Origin of the sequence: Actinomadura sp. K4S16 (assembly GCF_008327685.1) — a bacterium.
Classification (GTDB): domain Bacteria; phylum Actinomycetota; class Actinomycetes; order Streptosporangiales; family Streptosporangiaceae; genus Spirillospora.
In genome coordinates this window covers 558,760-575,103 of sequence record NZ_BDDE01000014.1, presented here as the reverse complement: position 1 = coordinate 575,103, position 16,344 = coordinate 558,760, and the positions used below count along the sequence as shown (strand labels likewise).

Below are 16,344 nucleotides of genomic sequence, written 5' to 3'. Positions count from 1 at the left end.
TGCGGCAGTCTGCGGGCCGCCCTGCGGCTCCGCGATTCCCTGCAGGGAATGGAGCCGGCGCGGGCGCCCGGTGTGGAATGGGGGCATGACAGTGGTGGCGGAGCCCGGGACGTTCGCGCGCGACCTGCGGCGATGGCGGACGCGCCGGCGCTTCAGCCAGCTCGAACTGGCGATCAGGGCCGACACGACCCAGCGCCATCTGAGCTTCCTCGAACAGGGCCGCTCCCAGCCGGGCCGCGCCATGGTGGTGCGGCTCGCCGAATCCCTGGAGCTGCCGCTGCGGGAGCGCAACGGGCTCCTGCTCGCCGCCGGCTACGCGCCGGTCTACACCGAGTCGGGCCTGAACGCCCCCGAGCTCGGCCCGGTGCGCGAGGCCCTGGAACGCATCCTCGACGGGCACATGCCGTACCCGGCGGTCGTCGTCCGGCCGTACGGCGAGCTCGTCGCCGCCAACCCGGCGTTCGGCGTCCTCACCGAGGGCGCCGCGCCCGCGCTGCTGGAACCGCCGGTCAACGTGCTGCGCCTCGCCCTGCACCCGGACGGGATGGCCCGCCGCGTCGAGAACCTCGCCGAATGGGGCCGGCACATCACCGGCAGCCTCCGCGACCAGGCGCGGCGCGTCCCCGACCCGGCCCTGACGGAGTTCGTCGACGAGCTGGACGGCTACCTGCCCCGGGTGGAGCCGGCGGGCGATCACCTCGGCTTCGCCGTCCCGCTCCGGCTGCGGGTCCTGGACGGCGAGCTGCGCCTGATCACGACGCTGACCTCGTTCGCGACCGCCGTGGACGTCACGCTCTCCGAGCTGCGTCTCGAAGCGTTCCTGCCCGCCGACGACACCACGGCGACGCTCCTGCGGCGGCGGTCGTGACGTGCCGGGGCACGCCGCCGCGGGCGGCCGCTATATGCCGGTGATGTGGCCGCTGTCCCATGCCCAGGCCGCGATCCCGACCCGGTTGCGGGCGCCGACCTTGCGCTGGATCGCGGCGACATGGTTCTTGACGGTGCCCGGCGAGATGAACAGCGCCTCGGCGATCTCGCCGTTGGTGTGCCCGCGCGCGACGAGCCGCGCGACCTCGGCCTCCCGCTCGGACAGCCGCCCGCCCGCGGGGGGCCGGTCCGCCCGCTCGGCCAGCCGGCGCAGCAGCCGGACGGTGATCTGCGGGCTGATCAGCGTGTCGCCGGACACCGCCGCGCGCACCGCCTCCACCAGCAGCGCGGGGCTCGACCGCTTGAGCAGGAACCCGCACGCGCCGTTGCGCAGCGCGGTGTGCACGTACTCGTCGAGGTCGAACGTCGTGACGACCACGACCCGGATCGGGTCGGCGGCGTCCGGTCCGGCGAGGATCCGGGTGACCTCCAGCCCGTCCATCCCGGGCATGCGGACGTCGGCGAGCACGACGTCGGGGCGCAGCAGGCGGGCCTGCTCGACGGCCGAGGCGCCGTCCGCCGCCTCCGCGATCACGGTCAGGTCGGGCTGCGCGTCCAGGATGATCCGGAACGCGCCCCGGACGTGCTCCTGATCGTCGGCGATCAGGATGCGCGTCGTCATGTCCGCCATCATTTCACCCGGGCCGGTCAGCGCCGCCTCGCGCGCCGGGTCCGGTCGCCCAGCGGCAGGACGGCCGCGACCTGCCATCCGGACGGGTCGCGCGGGCCGGCGGTCAGCGTGCCGCCAAGCATCTCGACCCGTTCGCGCAGGCCCGGCAGACCCGCCCCGCCCCGCCTCGCGGGCGGACCCGCCGCACCGCCCCGTGCGTCGTCGGTGACGAGGACCCGCAGTGAGCGGACGTCCCCCGCCGAGCCGCGCACGCTCACGTCCACCCGGCCCGCGCCAGGGGCGTGGCGGCGCACGTTCGTCAGCGCCTCCACCACGATGCGGTAGGCGGTCGTCCCCACCTCGCGCGGCACGTCCAGGTCGGGGTCGAGGTCCAGGTGGACGGGGGCGTTGCCGGACGCGGTGAACCTCGCGGCCAGGTCGGGGAGGTCGGACAGCGACGGGGCCGGCGCCAGGGCCGGCCCGCCCTCTTCGGAACCGGCGTCGGCGCGGAGCATCCCCACGGTGCGGTCCATGGCCGCCATCGCGCGGAGCGCCGCCTCCTCGATGATCGTGAAGGTCCGCGCGGCCGCGGACGGGTCGCGCTCGGCCAGGATCTGGCCGGCCCGGGCCTGCGCGAGCATCTCGCTGACGTCGTGGGCGACGAAGTCGTGCAGGTCGCTCGCCAGTTCAAGGCGCTGCCGCCGCCGCGCGGACGCGACCGACCGGCGCCGGCGGTCGTCCAGCGAGCGCAGGTAGAGCCCGGTCGTGACGGCGAGCACCGGGGGCAGCGCCCAGGCGGCGAGGGCGGCGAGCCCGGCCGCTCCAGGGACGCCGAAGCGCAGGATCCAGCACGGCACCGCCAGACCTGCGAGACCGGCTCCGACCAGCGCACCGCGGAACGCCGCCACCCGGACGACCACCGCCACCAGCACCGTCAGGGCGGCGACCTCGACCAGCCCCAGCAGGTTCTCCGGCCCTTCGCCCTCCTGGAACCGCGCGCCGGGCGACGACCAGGCCGCCGCCGTCGCGGCGAGCGAGACACCGCCCGCCACCGCGGCGGCGATCCAGGTCGCGTCCCGCCTGGCGGGCCGCATGGCGAGCGCGGCGAGGGCGCCCGCCATCGCGACCGCGCCCGGCACGGCGGCCCAGCCGAACACCGGCGCGGCGGCGGCGCCGAGCGGCACCAGCGCTCCGGCCGCGGACAGGCCCGTCCTCCGCACGAGTCCGTTTCGCACGGTTCGAGCTTAGGCAGCGATGACGGGGCCGGTCCCCCTGCCGAACGGCACATCGCCCCGCCCTGACCGCCCCGTAACGTGCGGAAAGGCATATGTTCGCGGGACTCGCGGCGCGCCCACGCTGAAGGCATGCGCACTTCGAGATGGATCTTCCGCTGGTGGGGAGCGTGGCCCACCTGGACCGGCTACGCGGCCGCGGCGTGGTCACTGCTCTACGGGGCGCTCGGGCTCTTCTGGGCCATGGGCGGCTCCGGCTACCCCTTCGGCCCGGTGGACGAGGACCACCTCTCCGGGTCGGTCCTGGAAGGGGCCGACGTGGGCGTCACCGCGCCCGCGATGGCCGCCGTCGGGGCCGCCGGCGCCGTCCTCGGCGTGGTGATGGCACGCGGCCGCGGCCGCCCGGCCCTCCGGAACGCGCTGCTCGGCCTCGCCTGGGCGCAGGCCGTCACCTTCGCGCTCGTCATCCCCGACTACTTCCTGATCGCCTTCGTCGCGCTCGCACCGCTGCTCGTGGTGTTCGCGTTCACCGGGGTGCCCGGCGCGCAGGGCGGGGTGGGCGACATCCTCTACTGGCACCGGGTGAACCTCCTCGTCCTCTTCGCCGGCGGCGTGCTCTGGGCCGCGACCGCCCTCGCCTACCAGCGCCGGACGGGCGGCGCCTGCGTCCACTGCGGGCGCGGCGACCGTCCGGCCGCCCACTGGACCTCCCCAGGATCGGCCCTGCGCTGGGGCAGGTGGGCCGTCTGGGTCGCATGCGCCGCGAGCCTCCCGTACGAGGTGACCCGCGTCGCCTGGTACTTCGGCTGGCCGCTCGGCATCACCGAGGACTTCGAGCGGATGATGCAGGACACGCCGGGGATGCTGGAGGCCGGTCTCGGGTTCGCGATCGCCTCGCTCCTCGGCGGCGTCCTCACCCACGGCCTCGTCCACCGCTGGGGCGCGGTGTATCCGCGGTGGATCTGGTTCAAGGCCGGAAAGCGGGTGCCGCCCGCGCTGGCGATCGTCCCGGCGTCCGTCGTCGCGGTCGCGCTCGTCCCCGCGGGCCTGATGAACCTCCGCGTCGACCTGGAACCCGGCCTGTGGGCGGTGAGCCTGCCGGGCGTGATCTTCGTTGCGTGGGGCGCGGCGCTCGGCGCCGCCACGCTCTCCTACCATCTGCGGCGCCGCGGCGCCTGCCGGCGCTGCGGGAGGGGCACCGCCGAACGCGCCGGACGCGACGACCGCGCCGGGGACGAGGCGGGAGCGGGAGTCGCCGTCGGCCCGTGATCCGCCGGAGCGTCTCCGGCGGAGGGACTCGGCCCGTGTCAGGGGAGACGGTCGGCGCCGCGGGCGGGCAGGATGGCGGGGTGAACGAACTCGAAGAAGGCACCCGGCTCACCTTGGACTTCGACAAGCTCGCGGGCGTCGCGGCGACCGGGGCGCGGGTCGTCCCGGTGGTCCTGCAGGACGCGGGCAGCGGAGAGGTCCTGTTCATCGGATACGCGAACGACCAGGCGCTCAAGGCGACCCTGGACGAGCGGATCGCCGTCCTGTGGTCGACGTCCCGCAACGAGCTGTGGCGCAAGGGCGCGACCTCCGGGGACGTCCTCGAACTGGTCGATGTCCGCGTCAACTGCGAGCAGAACTCCCTGCTCTACCTCGTGAACCGCACCACCGGCGGCGCCTGCCACACGAACCTGCCGTCCGGGGAGCCCCGCCCCACCTGCTACTACCGCTCCGTCGCCGGCGACGGGACGCTGCGCCACCTCCTGCAGTGAGCGGCCGGCCGCGGGCCGGTCATGCCGGGCCGGACCGGCTCCGGCGGAGCGGGCGGGGCTGCGCCCGCTCCATCGGCGTGCCGGACGTCACGCGTTCTGCGGCCTGTAGTGCATGACGGCGATGCCGCAGTCGAACACGCGCGACTCCACGAGGTCGAGGCGCTGGTAGGACCCCTCCGGGAACACCGGCATGCCGGTGCCGATCGCGGTCGGGTTGACGAACAGGTACAGGTCGTCGAGCAGTCCTCGGCCGATCAGGTCGCGGACGAGCGTGCCGCCCCCGTAGACGATCATGTCGCCGCCGGGGCGGGACTTCAGCCGGTTCACGGTCTCGGTGAGGTCGCCGCCCGCGACCTCCGCGTTCTTCCACGGCGACTCGCTGAGGCTGTCGGAGATCACGACCTTGGGCGTGTTGTTCATCTGGTCGATGGCCTCCTGGGTCTCGCCCTGGGGCCCGGACTCCCAGGCCGGGATGAACCCCTCGGCGAGCTTGCGACCCAGCACGATGGTGTCCACCGGCTCCATCAGCCCGTTGATGTACTCGCCGATGTCCTCGGTCCAGGGGAACTTCATCCAGTCCATCTCGCCGTTCGGGCCGGCCATGTAGCCGTCAGCGCTGACCTGCACCTGGAGCTTGAACTTCCGCATCGTCTTCTCCTTCGGTCCCGCGGTTCTCCGCGGTTGTTTCCAGTGCCCACAGCTTCGCGGACACCGTTTACGGAATGTTTACGGCTTCCCGGAAGGCCCGTGGCCGCCGCCGGTGCGGTGCCGTCGCGGACGGCCGCACCAGCGCGGCCCCGCCCCGGCCGGGCGGCGGTCGGGGGCCGGATCCGGCCACCGGGTGGAGGGGCGCCGGGCCGCCCTGCGATCTTGATGGCGGATGCGCCCTGACCAGGGCCGTGCGAGGGGACGGACCATGCGGCGACCGATCGCGGCGGCACTGGCGGGCTGCCTCCTGCTCGGCGGGTGCGCGAGCCGCGACGAGGCGTCCATCCTCGACGGGGACACGCTGACGGCGGGCGTCCGGCCGGACCTGCCGGGCATCGGGTTCAAGGGCCCGGACGGCACGTACGAGGGCCTGGACGTGGACGTGTCCCGCTACCTCGCCGCGCGGATGGGAAAGAAGGTTCGCTTCGTCCCGGCGCTGGCGCGGGACCGGGAACGGCTGCTCCAGGACGGGGACGTCGACATGGTGCTGACGTTCTGGCTGGAGCCCAAGTGGAAGGAGCGGTTCTCCTTCGCGGGCCCTTACCTCACGTCGTACCAGGACATCCTCGTCCGCGCCGACGAGCACGGCGTGCGCGGCGTCCGCGACCTGAAGGGCCGGAGGATCTGCGCCGTCATGGGGGCGGGCGCGGCCGAGGCGGTGACGGTCGAGCGGGAGGTGCCGGCCGTGCCGGTGGCGGCGCGGTCCTACGAGGAGTGCATGGGCATGCTCGCGGACGGCCGGATCGACGCGATCACCACGAACGACACCATCCTGGCCGGGATGAAGACGCGGCGGGGCGCCGGCTTCCGGCTGCTGAACGCCCGGTTCGGCGAGCGGCGGACGGCGATCGCGATCCGCCGCGGGGATCTGGACGGCTGCGAGGCGCTCAACACGGCGATCACCCAGATGTACCAGGACGGGACGATGGCGAAGTTCATGCGCAAGTGGTTCGGCACGTCCGGGCTGGACCTGTCGGACGTGCAGGTGCCGCAGTTCGAGGGCTGCCTCTGACCTTCGCCCCCGACCGGAGCGTCCGGTGGCGCGTCGCCGGTCCGGAGGACGCGGGCGGGGATCAGCGCCGGGAGTTGCCGCCGCTGAGGAGGGGAGTACCGGTCGTGGCGCCGTCGCTTGGGACGGTGCCGTCCGACGTACCGCTGTTGGCGGCCCCGTTGCCCTGGGAGCCGCTCTTGCTCTTCTTCGCCGGGATGCTCGGGCGGGTCGTGGCGTTGTTGTTCCCCGGGCCGCGCGGAGTCGTCGGCTTCGCCTTCGGGGTCTCGGTCTTCCTCTGCTGGCCGGGCGCGGTCGTCTTGCCGTGCTCGCCGGACTTGCCCGGCTCCTGGGACGGCTTGGACGAGGGCGCCGTCCCGGGACGCTGCGAGGTGCGGGACCCGGGGGCGCCGCCCTGCTCGCGGCCCTTGTGCTCTCGGGGCGTCGGCGACGGCGCGGGCGCCGGGTCCTGGCCGGGGAAGTTCCCGGTCGCGTAGGCCACACCGCCGGACAGCAGGATCGAGCCGCCCACCACCGCGATGACCTTGGCGGTGAGGAACCGGCGCAGGCGCGCCGTCCGGGAGGCGCGGGCCGTCCGGGGCGCCGCCAGGAAGGCGGCGACGGCGGCGTCCTCTCCGGCGAGCTCCTTTGGGCGGCCGGGGGCGGCGGCCGCCGCGAGGAGTTCGCGCAGCTCGGGGTGCCCGCCGGCGCCGTCGAGCAGCCGCTCGGCGGCGCGCGGATCCAGCCGTCCGGGCTCGTGGTCTCTCATGTCACCCCTTCAGCGCCACTGCCGCCGTTTCTGTCACCCCGGACGAGGGGACGGGTGTCCGCGGCGTCGGCGCGGGGCGCCGGCAGCCGCTCGGCGAGGCGCCGCAGGCCGCGGTAGGCGGCGGTCCGCACGGCGCCCGCGCGCTTGCCGAGGACCTTGCCCGCGGACTTGGCGTCGAGGCCCACGACGACGCGCAGCAGCACCGCCTCGGCCTGGTCGCGGGGCAGGTCGGCGATGAGCCGCAGCGCCTCCTCGGTGGCGAGCCCGTCGATGGCGTCGAGTTCGGTGTCGGCGGCCGCGGCCATCGTCACCAGCTCCTCGACCGGCAGGTCGGAGGCGGGGCGGCGGGACCTGCGGCGCAGGTGGTCCAGCGCCCGGTGCCGGGTGATCGTCGCGGTCCAGCCGCGGAAGCCGTCGAGGTCACCGCGGAACGTCGGGAGGTCACGGGCGATCTGCAGCCACGCCTCCGACGTCACGTCCTCCGCGTCCGCTCCGACGATGGCCCCGGCGAAGCGGATCAGGCGCGGCTGCACGTCGCGGTAGAGCATGCGGAAGGACTCCTCGTCGCCGTTCTGCGCCGCGCGCAGTGCCCGGCCGAGCTCGTCCTCGTCCACCGCGCCATTGTGCAGGCATTTGCACCGTGGTGTGACACGTACGCGCGGGTTCGCGCTGACGCAGTGAACCCCCTCCCGCGGCCGCCCGGCCGATCCCCGCGCACGAGACGGACGAAGATGATCCGCAATGCCTCACATGACCGGGATGAGCTCCTTGTCACCGGCATAGCGCCGGCCGCTCCGCCGCTGACCCGGCCGCTTCCGGGACCCGTTCCGGAGGCGCTGCCGGACGAGGCGCTGCCGGACGAGGCGCCGCCGGTCTTCGTCGACGCGACCGGGTGGCGTGCCCGGCTCGGACGCCGGCTCGGCCTGCTCGTGGGGGCACTGCTCCTGGTGTTCCTGGGGGCGCTCGGCCTCGGCATGACCACCGGCGCCGACGTCCCGCTGACGCCGTGGAGCGGGCCGTCCGCCAAGCCGCAGGTGAAGCTGAGCCGTCCGAGCGTCCCGGCCGGAAAGACGAAGGAGCCGCCCGCCGCCGTGCGTCCCCGGCACACCGCGCCGTCCGGGGCGCCCCGGGCATCGGCGGCGCCCGGGACATCCGCCGCCCCCGCGGCGCCCGCCGCCTCGCCGGGCACGCCCGCGCCGGCGGCGACGGGCACCGCGACGGCTCGGCCCGGCAGATCGCAGGCGACGCCTCCCGCGTACGGCAAGAAGCGGAAGAGCGGCTGAGCATGAGACGCGGTGAACCGCGGGGTCACTGGATCCTGCTGTCGCTCGGCGGCCTGGTGCTCGCCATCCTGCTCCTCTTGGACGGCTTCGTGAACGGCGCCGTCGGTGAGGCTCCGCGGGCCGAGGGGGACGCCGCGCCGGCGCCGTCCCAGGTGACCGGGGGCGGACCCGTGGTCAACCTCTCGGGCGGCGCCCCGCAGAGCCGCCGCATGCCCAGGAAGACGATCGCGCTGACGTTCGACGACGGCCCCGACCCCGAGTGGACGCCGCGGCTGCTGGACGTCCTGCGCCGCCGCAACGCCCACGCCACGTTCTTCACCGTCGGCGCGCGCGTGGCCCGCGAGCCGGAGCTGACCCGGCGCATCCTCCGCGAGGGCAACGAGATCGGCTCCCACACCTACACGCACGCCGACCTCGCCGCCGCGCCGCGGTGGCGGGGACGCCTGGAGATGGACCTCACGCAACGCGCGCTGGCGGGCGCGGCCGGCGTCCACACCAGGCTGATGCGGATGCCGTACTCGTCCCGCCCCGACGGCCTGACCGCTCCCGAGTGGCGCGCGGCCGAGCGGGCGGGGAAGGACGGCTACGTCGTCGTGCTCACCGACCGCGACACCGAGGACTGGGCGCGTCCCGGCACGGCGACGATCGTCCAGCGGGCGCTGGCGGCGGAGGCGCGCGGGGAGGGCGCCGTCGTGATGCTGCACGACTCGGGCGGCGACCGGTCCGAGACGGTCGCGGCCGTGGCGCAGATCATCGACAGGCTCCAGCCGCGGGGCTACCGCTTCACCACGCTCACGCAGGCGCTGGGCATGCCGTCCGCGGAGGTCGCGGTGCCCGCGCGCGAGCGGGCCGTCGGCTGGACGCTGGTCGCCGCCCAGCGGGCGGCGTCCGCGCTCACCGGCACCATGGGCGCGGTGTTCGGGGTCGCGGGCGTCCTCTGCGTGCTCAGGCTCGTCGCGCTGCTGGTGTTCGCGCACGTCCACATGCGCCGGGTCCGCAGGCCCCAGCGGCGCCCGCGCCGCGCCCGCGGCCGCCCGGGGCCGCCCCCGGGCGGGCTGCCGCCCGACCCGTTCCCGCCCGTCTCGGTGGTCGTCCCCGCCTACAACGAGGAGGCCGGCATCGCGGCGACGGTCAGCTCGCTGCTGGACACCGACTACCCGGGCACCGTCGAGGTGATCGTGGTGGACGACGGGTCCGCCGACGCCACGTCCGCGATCGTGGAGTCCATGCGGCGGCCCGGGCTGCACCTCATCCGCAAGCCGAACGGCGGGAAGCCGAGCGCGCTCAACGCGGGCATCGCCGCGGCTCAGGCCGACATCCTCGTGCTCGTGGACGGCGACACCGTCTTCCAGCGCGACACCCTCCGGCACCTGGTCTCCCCCTTCGCGGACCCGGAGGTGGGGGCGGTGAGCGGCAACACCAAGGTCGCGAACCGCGGCGGCCTGCTCGGCCGCTGGCAGCACATCGAGTACGTCATCGGCTTCAACCTCGACCGGCGGATGTTCGACCTCCTGCAGTGCATGCCGACCATCCCGGGCGCGATCGGGGGGTTCCGGCGGTCCGTCCTCGCCGAGGTGGGCGGCGTCCCGGGCGACACCCTCGCCGAGGACACCGACCTCACCATGGCGATCTCCCGCACCGGGCGGCGCGTCGTCTACGAGGAGAAGGCCCTCGCCTGGACGGAGGCGCCGTCGTCGCTGCGGCAGCTGTGGAGGCAGCGGTACCGCTGGTGCTACGGGACGATGCAGGCGATGTGGAAGCACCGCGGCTCCGTCGTCGACCGCGGCGGCTCGGGCCGGTTCGGCCGCCGCTGCCTGCCCTACCTGACGGTGTTCCAGGTCCTGCTCCCCCTGTTCGCCCCGGTCATCGACCTGTTCGCGGTGTTCGGGCTGATCTTCCTGGACCCGGTGGTGCCGGTCGTCTCCTGGACGCTCTTCGTCGCCGCGCAGGCCGCCGCCGGCGCCTACGCCCTGTGGCTGGACGGCGAGTCCGTCCGGCCCCTGTGGGCGCTGCCGCTCCAGCAGTTCGTCTACCGGCAGCTCATGTACCTGGTCGTCGTCCAGTCCGTGGTGACCGCGCTGCTGGGGGCCCGCCTGGGGTGGCACACCATCCGGCGGACGGGGACCTTCGCCGATTTCGGGACCCGGGAACAATCCCCGGGGCCCATCGGTTATAGATGACAGCCGGTGTGCCTGGTGTCCCCGGGCCTCACCTATCGCCTTCACGGAATACCGTTCGGCTGGAGCCGTGTTGTGCCTTTCGCCGAGAGGCGACCCGCACACCGGTGCAAGACCAAGGCCCCGCCGGGTCGCACGACCCGGCGGGGCTTGGTCGTGTCTGGGGCAGACTGGCGCCATGAGTCTCGCCGCGCACCTGGAGGAACTCGGCCGCCCGCTGGTGGACGAGCAGCTCCAGCACCCCACCGTGAAGGGCATCGCCCAAGGCAGCCTCGACGAGGCCGTGTTCCGCTCCTGGCTGGAACAGGACTACCTCTTCCTGCACGACTACGTGCGCGTCTTCTCCCGCCTCGCCTGGCAGGCTCCCAGCGCCCACCTGGGAGACCTGGTCGATCTGGCCCACGCCACCTTCCACGACGAGCTCGACCTGCACCGCTCCCTCTCCGCGAGCTTCTCCGCCGACCTCGACGGCGCGGTGAAGGGGCCCGCGTGCGCCGCCTACACGTCCTTCCTGCTGGACAGTGCCGCCGTGTACGGCGAAGGCCTCGCGGCCCTGTACCCGTGCATGTGGGGCTACTCCACGCTCGGACGGATCCTCGCCGAGGACCCGCCGTCCGAGCCCCGCTACCGCCGCTGGGTCGACACCTACGCCGACCCGGGCTTCGCCGCCCTCGCCGCCCGCATCGCCCAGATGATCGACGAGGCGGCCCCAGACCCCGCCGCCGCGGAGCGCCTCTTCATGGAGGGCATGCGGCACGAGGTGGCGTTCTGGTCCGTGGAGACCTGAGCCGTCATACGCGGGCGAGCGAGGGGTAGTCGACGTAGCCCTCGGCGTGGCCGCCGTAGACGAGGTGCTCCACGTGGGCGGCCAGCGGGGCCGACGTCGCGAAGCGGGCGGGCAGGTCGGGGTTGGCGATGAACAGCCGGCCATAGGAGAAGACGTCGGCCAGGCCGGCCGCGAGGACCTCCTCGCCGGCGCGCTGGGACGTCGGCTCGGGCCCGTTGAAGTTCCCGATCAGCGTGCCCGACCAGCGGGGGCGCAGATCGGCCAGGGCCCCGTACGCGCCGCGCTCGATGACGTGCAGGTAGGCGAGGCCGAGCGGGTCGAGCGCGTCCACCAGGGCGCGGTAGGTGCCCTGCGGGTCCTCCTCGGCGATCTCGTTCTCCGGGTTGTCGGGGGAGATGCGCAGCCCGACCCGCTCCGGGCCGACCGCGTCCGCCACGGCGTGCACGACGTCGAGGGCGAAGCGGAGCCGGCCCTCGCGGGAGCCGCCGAACCGGTCGGTGCGCCGGTTGGTGTTCTCGGCGAGGAACTGCTGGATCAGGTACCCGTTCGCGCCGTGCACCTCGACGCCGTCGAACCCGGCCCGGACGGCGTTGCGGGCCTCGGCGGCGAAGGCGGCCACCGTCGTCTCGGCCTCGGCGGTCGTCATCGCGCGGGGCGTGACGTGGGGGACGCTCCCCTCGCTGGTGTGGATCCGCTCCGACCGGATCCCGACCGCCGAGGGCGCGACGGGCGTGGCGCCGCCGGGCAGGACCAGCGGATGCGTCATCCGGCCCACGTGCCAGAGCTGGGCGAAGATCGTCCCGCCCGCCTCGTGCACGGCGTCCGTCACCTCGCGCCACCCGGCGACCTGCTCGTCCGTCACCAGGCCGGGGATGCCGGGACCGCCCTTGCCGAGCACGTCCGGCCAGATCCCCTCGGTGACGATGAGGCCCGCGCTCGCGCGCTGCGCGTAGTACTCCTTGGTCAGCGGGTGCGGGACGCCGGTCACGTCGTCGGCCCGGCCCCGCGTCATCGGCGCCATCGCGATCCGGTTGCGCAGCCTGAGGTGCGGGCCTTCGTACGGGGCGAGCAGGGGGCTGGTCATCGGGCCTCTCCTCCCGGCAGAGAACCTGCATGTACATGTGTTGTATGTACATGCAGATATTGGCATTGCATGTAAGCTGGCGTCAAGAGGAAGCGGGGTGCGCGATGAGCGCTGACGGAAAGGCCGCGGCGGACGCGGCGCTCTGGGACGGCATCGTCACGCTGCACGGCCGGGTCGAGCACCGGCTCTCCAAGTCCCTGCAGCGCCGCCACGGGATCGGGCTGTCGGAGTACCGCGCCCTGTGCCGGCTCGCCCGCGCCGCGGACGGCGAGCTGCGCATGCAGGAGCTCGCCGACCTCATCGGCCTCAACCAGAGCTCGGTCAGCCGGCTCGTCGCGCGCCTGGAGTCCGCCGGCCTCACCCGCCGCGACATGTGCCCCAAGGACCGCCGCGGCGTCTACACCGTCATCACCGACGAGGGCCGCGCCGTCCAGGCCAAGGCCGCCCCGACCTACGACGAGACCCTCACCCAGGCCCTCGACGAGGCCGCCACCGACCCCACCCTCGCCCCCCTGCTCACAACCCTTCGTCCCTGATCAGGCCCGCCAGCGCCTCGGAGCTCTTCCTGGCGGGGCTACATCAACCGGCATCCCAGCCACATGGTGACCCAAGGTGTCGCGATTGCGTGCGAAGCCGGTTTCGAGCCTGCGAGAAACCGATCGCGTAGCGAGCCCCCAGGGCGAGTCGGAGCGATGCAGCAATCGCAAGCGGTTGGTGGGGTGCCGGGCCCCCAGGGCCCGGCACCCCACCAACCGCGATCAGACACTGCGCCTCAGGCGGAGGCTGTTGGTGACGACGAAGACCGAGGAGAACGCCATGGCGCCTCCGGCGATCATCGGGGTGAGCAGGCCGGACGCCGCGAGCGGCAGGGCGGCCACGTTGTAGGCGAAGGCCCAGAACAGGTTGCCCTTGATCGTGGCGAGCGTGCGGCGCGACAGCCGGATGGCGTCGGCCGCGGCGCGCAGGTCGCCGCGCACCAGCGTCAGGTCGGACGCCTCGATCGCCACGTCCGTGCCGGTGCCCATCGCCAGGCCGAGGTCGGCCTGCGCCAGCGCGGCGGCGTCGTTGACCCCGTCGCCGACCATGGCGACCGTCCGCCCCTCCGACTGGAGGCGCTTGACGACGTCCACCTTGTCCTGCGGCAGGACGTCGGCGATGACCTCCTCGATCCCGACCGCGTCCGCGACCGTGCGGGCCACCGTCTCGTTGTCGCCGGTCAGCAGGACCGGGCGCAGCCCGAGCCCGCGCAGCCGCTCGATCGCCTCCCGCGAGGTCGGCTTGACCTGGTCCGCGACGGTGACGACCGCGCGGGCCTCGCCGTCCCAGCCGACCGCGACGGCGGTGTGGCCGAGCGCCTGGGCCTTCTCCATGGCGCGTTCGAGGTCGGGCGTGAGGTGCTGCGACCACTCGGCCAGCAGCCGGGGGCGGCCCGCGAGGACGCCGTGGCCGTCCACCATCCCCTGGACGCCGAGGCCCTCGACGTTGGCGAAGTCCTCGACCCTGCCCAGCTCGCCGACCCGCTCGACGGCGCCCTTGGCGATGGCCTGGGCGATGGGGTGCTCGGACGCGTTCTCCAGCGCCCCCGCCAGCCGCAGCACGTCCTCCTCGGAGACGCCCTCGGCGGTGACGACGTCGACCAGGGCCATCTTGCCGGTGGTGACGGTGCCGGTCTTGTCCAGGACGACGGTGTCGATCGTCCGGGTGGACTCCAGCACCTCCGGGCCCTTGATCAGGATGCCGAGCTGCGCGCCGCGCCCCGTCCCGACCATCAGCGCGGTCGGGGTGGCCAGGCCGAGGGCGCACGGGCAGGCGATGATCAGCACGGCGACGGCGGCGGTGAAGGCGCCCGCGAGCGGCTCGCCGGTGCCGATCCAGAAGCCGAGCGTGCCGAGCGCCAGCGCGATCACGACCGGGACGAAGACGCCCGAGATCCGGTCGGCGAGCCGCTGCACCTGCGCCTTGCCGGTCTGCGCGTCCTCCACCAGCCGCGCCATCTGCGCGAGCTGGGTGTCGGAGCCGACCCGGGTGGCGCGCACCAGCAGCCGCCCGCCCGCGTTCACGGTCGCGCCGGTCACGGCGTCGCCGGGCCCGACCTCGACCGGGACCGACTCGCCGGTCAGCATGGACGCGTCCACGGCGGACGAGCCCTCCTCGACCGTCCCGTCCGTGGCGATCTTCTCGCCGGGGCGGACGACGAACAGGTCCCCCGCCGCGAGCGCGTCGACCGGGATCCGCTCCTCGCGCCCGTCCCGGACGACCGAGACCTCCTTGGCGCCGAGCTCCAGCAGGGCCCGCAGCGCGGCGCCGGCGCGGCGCTTGGAGCGCGTCTCGAAGTACCGCCCGGCGAGGATGAACATGATGACGCCGGACGCGGCCTCGAGGTAGATGTTCATCGACCCGTCGGAGCGGGTCATGGAGAACTCGAACCCGTGCTTGATGCCCAGCTCGCCCGCGGTGCCGAAGAACAGCGCCCACAGCGACCACGCGAAAGCGGCCAGTGTGCCGAGCGAGATCAGCGTGTCCATGGTCGCGGCGCCGTGCCGCAGGTTGACGGCCGCGGCCTTGTGGAACGGCCAGCCCGCGTACACCACGACCGGGGCGGCGAGCGTCAGCGACAGCCACTGCCACGCCTCGAACTGGATCGCCGGGACCATCGCCATCGCGATCACCGGGATCGACAGCACCACCGCGGTGACCAGCCGCTGCCGCAGCGGGCGCAGCTCGTCGGGCGGCTCCGGGGCCGCGTCGTCCGCGGCCCTGGGCGGGGCGGGGAGGGCGGCGGAGTAGCCCGCCTTCTCCACCGTGGCGATCAGCTCGTCGGGGGAGACGCCCTCCCCGAACTCGACCCTGGCCTTCTCGGTGGCGTAGTTGACCGTGGCGGTCACGCCGTCCATCTTGTTGAGCTTCCGCTCGATCCGGTTGGCGCACGACGCGCACGTCATACCGCCGATCGCCAGCTCGATACGCCCGGACACCGCGTCCGTGCTCATCGCGTCCTCCTCTGCTTGGATCGTGCGGAACGTCAGTGGGTGTGGGGCTGGTCGTCGTGGCCCGGCTCGGGCTCCTGCCCCTGCTCCTGGACGGGGACGTGCCCCGCGTGCACCGTGAACTCGGCCGTGCGGACCTTGCCCTCGTGCTTGAAGTCCAGGTAGAGGCGGTAGGCGCCGGAGCTGGGAGCCTCGGCGAAGAACGTTATGCCGGGTCCGGGCTTGGTCTCGCCGTCGCCGGGCTCGCCGTCCGGGTGGACGTGGAGGTAGGCGAGGTCGCCCTGCCGCAGCGCGACGAGGTGCCCGTACGCCTCCAGGTACGGCTCCAGGTCGGTGACCGGCCTGCCGTCCTTGCTCACGGTGAGGGTCAGCTCGCTGGACCTGCCGGGAGTGAGGCCGCCGGTGAGGCGCACCTCGTAGCCGTCCACCTTCGCGACCTGCTCGGGCTCCGGCAGCGGCGCCGGCTTCAGGTCGCCGGGGGCGAAGACGTCGGCGCCGAGCGTGAGCTGCCGCTTCGCGCCCTCCGGCTGGATGTCGGTGAAGAACCGGTACGCGCCGGGCTTGGCCAGCGTGATCGGGACGGTCCAGACGCCGCCCCCGGCCTCGGTCGGGTGCAGGTGCTGGAAGCCGGACAGGTCACGCCGCGCCACGATCAGGTGCAGGAGCTTGCCGTGCAGCGGCTTGAACCCGGTGACGGGCTTGCCGTCCGGCCCGTTGATGGTGAACCGGAAGTCCGTCTTCTCGCCGGGGGTGAGGACCGTCCGCTGCGGGACGAGCGTGAAGCCGTCCTCCGACACCTGGAGGCCGCCCGGCACGAGGGACGCCGCGCTCTCGTGGCCTCCGCCCCCGTGCTCGCCTCCGCCCGCACCGCCGTGGCCCCCGCCGGTCTCATGGGACGCCATCTCCGCCGTCCCGCCCACGGGCCCGACGATCTTGCCGACGCCCGCGGCGCCGCCGAAGACGACCGCCAGTCCCACGGCGTAGGCCCCCAGCCTGGTCGCGCTGTTCATGCCGTTTCACTCCACTCGATGT

Annotated in this window: 16 protein-coding genes; 8 read left to right on the top strand and 8 right to left on the bottom strand. The window is 74.0% G+C overall.

From position 1 onward, the window contains the following. Positions 1–85: 85 nt before the first annotated feature. Positions 86–868: a helix-turn-helix domain-containing protein gene (locus K4S16_RS21095; RefSeq protein WP_149260683.1), complete on the top strand. Its 783-nt coding sequence runs from the start codon at positions 86–88 to the stop codon at positions 866–868. A 30-nt stretch (positions 869–898) separates the two neighbouring features. Here the strand turns inward: K4S16_RS21095 and K4S16_RS21090 are convergent, their stop codons facing one another. Continuing rightward, complete coding sequence (locus K4S16_RS21090) at positions 899–1,549, bottom strand: response regulator transcription factor (RefSeq protein WP_149260682.1); 651 nt, start codon at positions 1,547–1,549, stop codon at positions 899–901. Positions 1,550–1,575: 26 nt separating this feature from the next. Next, positions 1,576–2,772, bottom strand: a complete 1,197-nt coding sequence (locus K4S16_RS21085; RefSeq protein ID WP_149260681.1) for a sensor histidine kinase — start codon at positions 2,770–2,772, stop codon at positions 1,576–1,578. 129 nt (positions 2,773–2,901) lie between these two features. On the opposite strand from K4S16_RS21085, the gene K4S16_RS21080 reads away from it, so the two are divergent. Together K4S16_RS21080 and K4S16_RS21075 are read left to right on the top strand one after the other, a co-directional pair. Beyond that, positions 2,902–4,038, top strand: a complete 1,137-nt coding sequence (locus tag K4S16_RS21080) for a hypothetical protein (protein WP_200841997.1) — start codon at positions 2,902–2,904, stop codon at positions 4,036–4,038. An 80-nt stretch (positions 4,039–4,118) separates the two neighbouring features. Beyond that, positions 4,119–4,529 (top strand): phosphoribosyl-AMP cyclohydrolase, encoded by a 411-nt coding sequence (locus tag K4S16_RS21075; RefSeq protein WP_200841996.1) that lies wholly within the window; start codon positions 4,119–4,121, stop codon positions 4,527–4,529. Positions 4,530–4,616: 87 nt separating this feature from the next. Here K4S16_RS21075 and K4S16_RS21070 read toward each other — a convergent pair whose 3' ends face one another. Next, a complete protein-coding gene (locus K4S16_RS21070) occupies positions 4,617–5,177 on the bottom strand; it encodes a dihydrofolate reductase family protein (protein WP_149260680.1) in 561 nt (186 codons plus the stop codon). A gap of 268 nt (positions 5,178–5,445) precedes the next feature. Between K4S16_RS21070 and K4S16_RS21065 the strand changes: the two genes are divergently transcribed. Continuing rightward, positions 5,446–6,249, top strand: coding sequence for a transporter substrate-binding domain-containing protein (locus tag K4S16_RS21065; RefSeq protein ID WP_149260679.1), 804 nt, complete (start codon positions 5,446–5,448; stop codon positions 6,247–6,249). 61 nt (positions 6,250–6,310) lie between these two features. Here K4S16_RS21065 and K4S16_RS21060 read toward each other — a convergent pair whose 3' ends face one another. After that, a complete protein-coding gene (locus K4S16_RS21060; protein ID WP_149260678.1) occupies positions 6,311–6,994 on the bottom strand; it encodes a hypothetical protein in 684 nt (227 codons plus the stop codon). Further along, entirely contained in the window at positions 6,991–7,608 is a 618-nt protein-coding gene (locus K4S16_RS21055; protein ID WP_149260677.1) for an RNA polymerase sigma factor, read from the bottom strand. Before K4S16_RS21055 ends, K4S16_RS21060 begins: the two co-directional genes overlap by 4 nt. A 117-nt stretch (positions 7,609–7,725) precedes the next feature. Between K4S16_RS21055 and K4S16_RS21050 the strand changes: the two genes are divergently transcribed. The 3 genes from K4S16_RS21050 to K4S16_RS21040 all read left to right on the top strand — a co-directional run bounded on the left by K4S16_RS21050 (position 7,726) and on the right by K4S16_RS21040 (position 11,241). Next, the gene (locus K4S16_RS21050; RefSeq protein WP_149260676.1) at positions 7,726–8,277 is read left to right on the top strand and encodes a hypothetical protein; all 552 of its coding nucleotides are present in this window, start codon (positions 7,726–7,728) and stop codon (positions 8,275–8,277) included. Between the two features lie 2 nt (positions 8,278–8,279). Further along, positions 8,280–10,457 (top strand): bifunctional polysaccharide deacetylase/glycosyltransferase family 2 protein, encoded by a 2,178-nt coding sequence (locus K4S16_RS21045; RefSeq protein ID WP_149260675.1) that lies wholly within the window; start codon positions 8,280–8,282, stop codon positions 10,455–10,457. Between the two features lie 175 nt (positions 10,458–10,632). Next, a complete protein-coding gene (locus K4S16_RS21040) occupies positions 10,633–11,241 on the top strand; it encodes a TenA family protein (protein WP_149260674.1) in 609 nt (202 codons plus the stop codon). 4 nt (positions 11,242–11,245) lie between these two features. Here K4S16_RS21040 and K4S16_RS21035 read toward each other — a convergent pair whose 3' ends face one another. Continuing rightward, positions 11,246–12,325 carry an alkene reductase gene (locus tag K4S16_RS21035; protein ID WP_149260673.1) on the bottom strand — a complete coding sequence of 360 codons (1,080 nt, stop codon included), beginning with the start codon at positions 12,323–12,325 and terminating at the stop codon, positions 11,246–11,248. A 104-nt stretch (positions 12,326–12,429) separates the two neighbouring features. On the opposite strand from K4S16_RS21035, the gene K4S16_RS21030 reads away from it, so the two are divergent. Continuing rightward, complete coding sequence (locus K4S16_RS21030) at positions 12,430–12,861, top strand: MarR family winged helix-turn-helix transcriptional regulator (protein WP_149260672.1); 432 nt, start codon at positions 12,430–12,432, stop codon at positions 12,859–12,861. A gap of 222 nt (positions 12,862–13,083) precedes the next feature. Here the strand turns inward: K4S16_RS21030 and K4S16_RS21025 are convergent, their stop codons facing one another. Next, the gene (locus K4S16_RS21025) at positions 13,084–15,315 is read right to left on the bottom strand and encodes a cation-translocating P-type ATPase (protein ID WP_149260671.1); all 2,232 of its coding nucleotides are present in this window, start codon (positions 15,313–15,315) and stop codon (positions 13,084–13,086) included. Between the two features lie 32 nt (positions 15,316–15,347). After that, positions 15,348–16,322, bottom strand: coding sequence for a hypothetical protein (locus K4S16_RS21020; protein ID WP_235036955.1), 975 nt, complete (start codon positions 16,320–16,322; stop codon positions 15,348–15,350). Positions 16,323–16,344 lie beyond the last annotated feature (22 nt).

Excerpts from the sequence above, each read along its gene's own strand:
- K4S16_RS21095 (WP_149260683.1), top strand. The coding sequence starts at position 86 with ATGACAGTGGTGGCGGAGCCCGGGACGTTCGCGCGCGACCTGCGGCGA.
- K4S16_RS21090 (WP_149260682.1), bottom strand. The coding sequence starts at position 1,549 with ATGACGACGCGCATCCTGATCGCCGACGATCAGGAGCACGTCCGGGGC.
- K4S16_RS21080 (WP_200841997.1), top strand. The coding sequence starts at position 2,902 with ATGCGCACTTCGAGATGGATCTTCCGCTGGTGGGGAGCGTGGCCCACC.
- K4S16_RS21070 (WP_149260680.1), bottom strand. The coding sequence starts at position 5,177 with ATGCGGAAGTTCAAGCTCCAGGTGCAGGTCAGCGCTGACGGCTACATG.
- K4S16_RS21065 (WP_149260679.1), top strand. The coding sequence starts at position 5,446 with ATGCGGCGACCGATCGCGGCGGCACTGGCGGGCTGCCTCCTGCTCGGC.
- K4S16_RS21060 (WP_149260678.1), bottom strand. The coding sequence starts at position 6,994 with ATGAGAGACCACGAGCCCGGACGGCTGGATCCGCGCGCCGCCGAGCGG.
- K4S16_RS21050 (WP_149260676.1), top strand. The coding sequence starts at position 7,726 with ATGATCCGCAATGCCTCACATGACCGGGATGAGCTCCTTGTCACCGGC.
- K4S16_RS21045 (WP_149260675.1), top strand. The coding sequence starts at position 8,280 with ATGAGACGCGGTGAACCGCGGGGTCACTGGATCCTGCTGTCGCTCGGC.
- K4S16_RS21040 (WP_149260674.1), top strand. The coding sequence starts at position 10,633 with ATGAGTCTCGCCGCGCACCTGGAGGAACTCGGCCGCCCGCTGGTGGAC.
- K4S16_RS21035 (WP_149260673.1), bottom strand. The coding sequence starts at position 12,325 with ATGACCAGCCCCCTGCTCGCCCCGTACGAAGGCCCGCACCTCAGGCTG.
- K4S16_RS21030 (WP_149260672.1), top strand. The coding sequence starts at position 12,430 with ATGAGCGCTGACGGAAAGGCCGCGGCGGACGCGGCGCTCTGGGACGGC.
- K4S16_RS21025 (WP_149260671.1), bottom strand. The coding sequence starts at position 15,315 with ATGAGCACGGACGCGGTGTCCGGGCGTATCGAGCTGGCGATCGGCGGT.
- K4S16_RS21020 (WP_235036955.1), bottom strand. The coding sequence starts at position 16,322 with ATGAACAGCGCGACCAGGCTGGGGGCCTACGCCGTGGGACTGGCGGTC.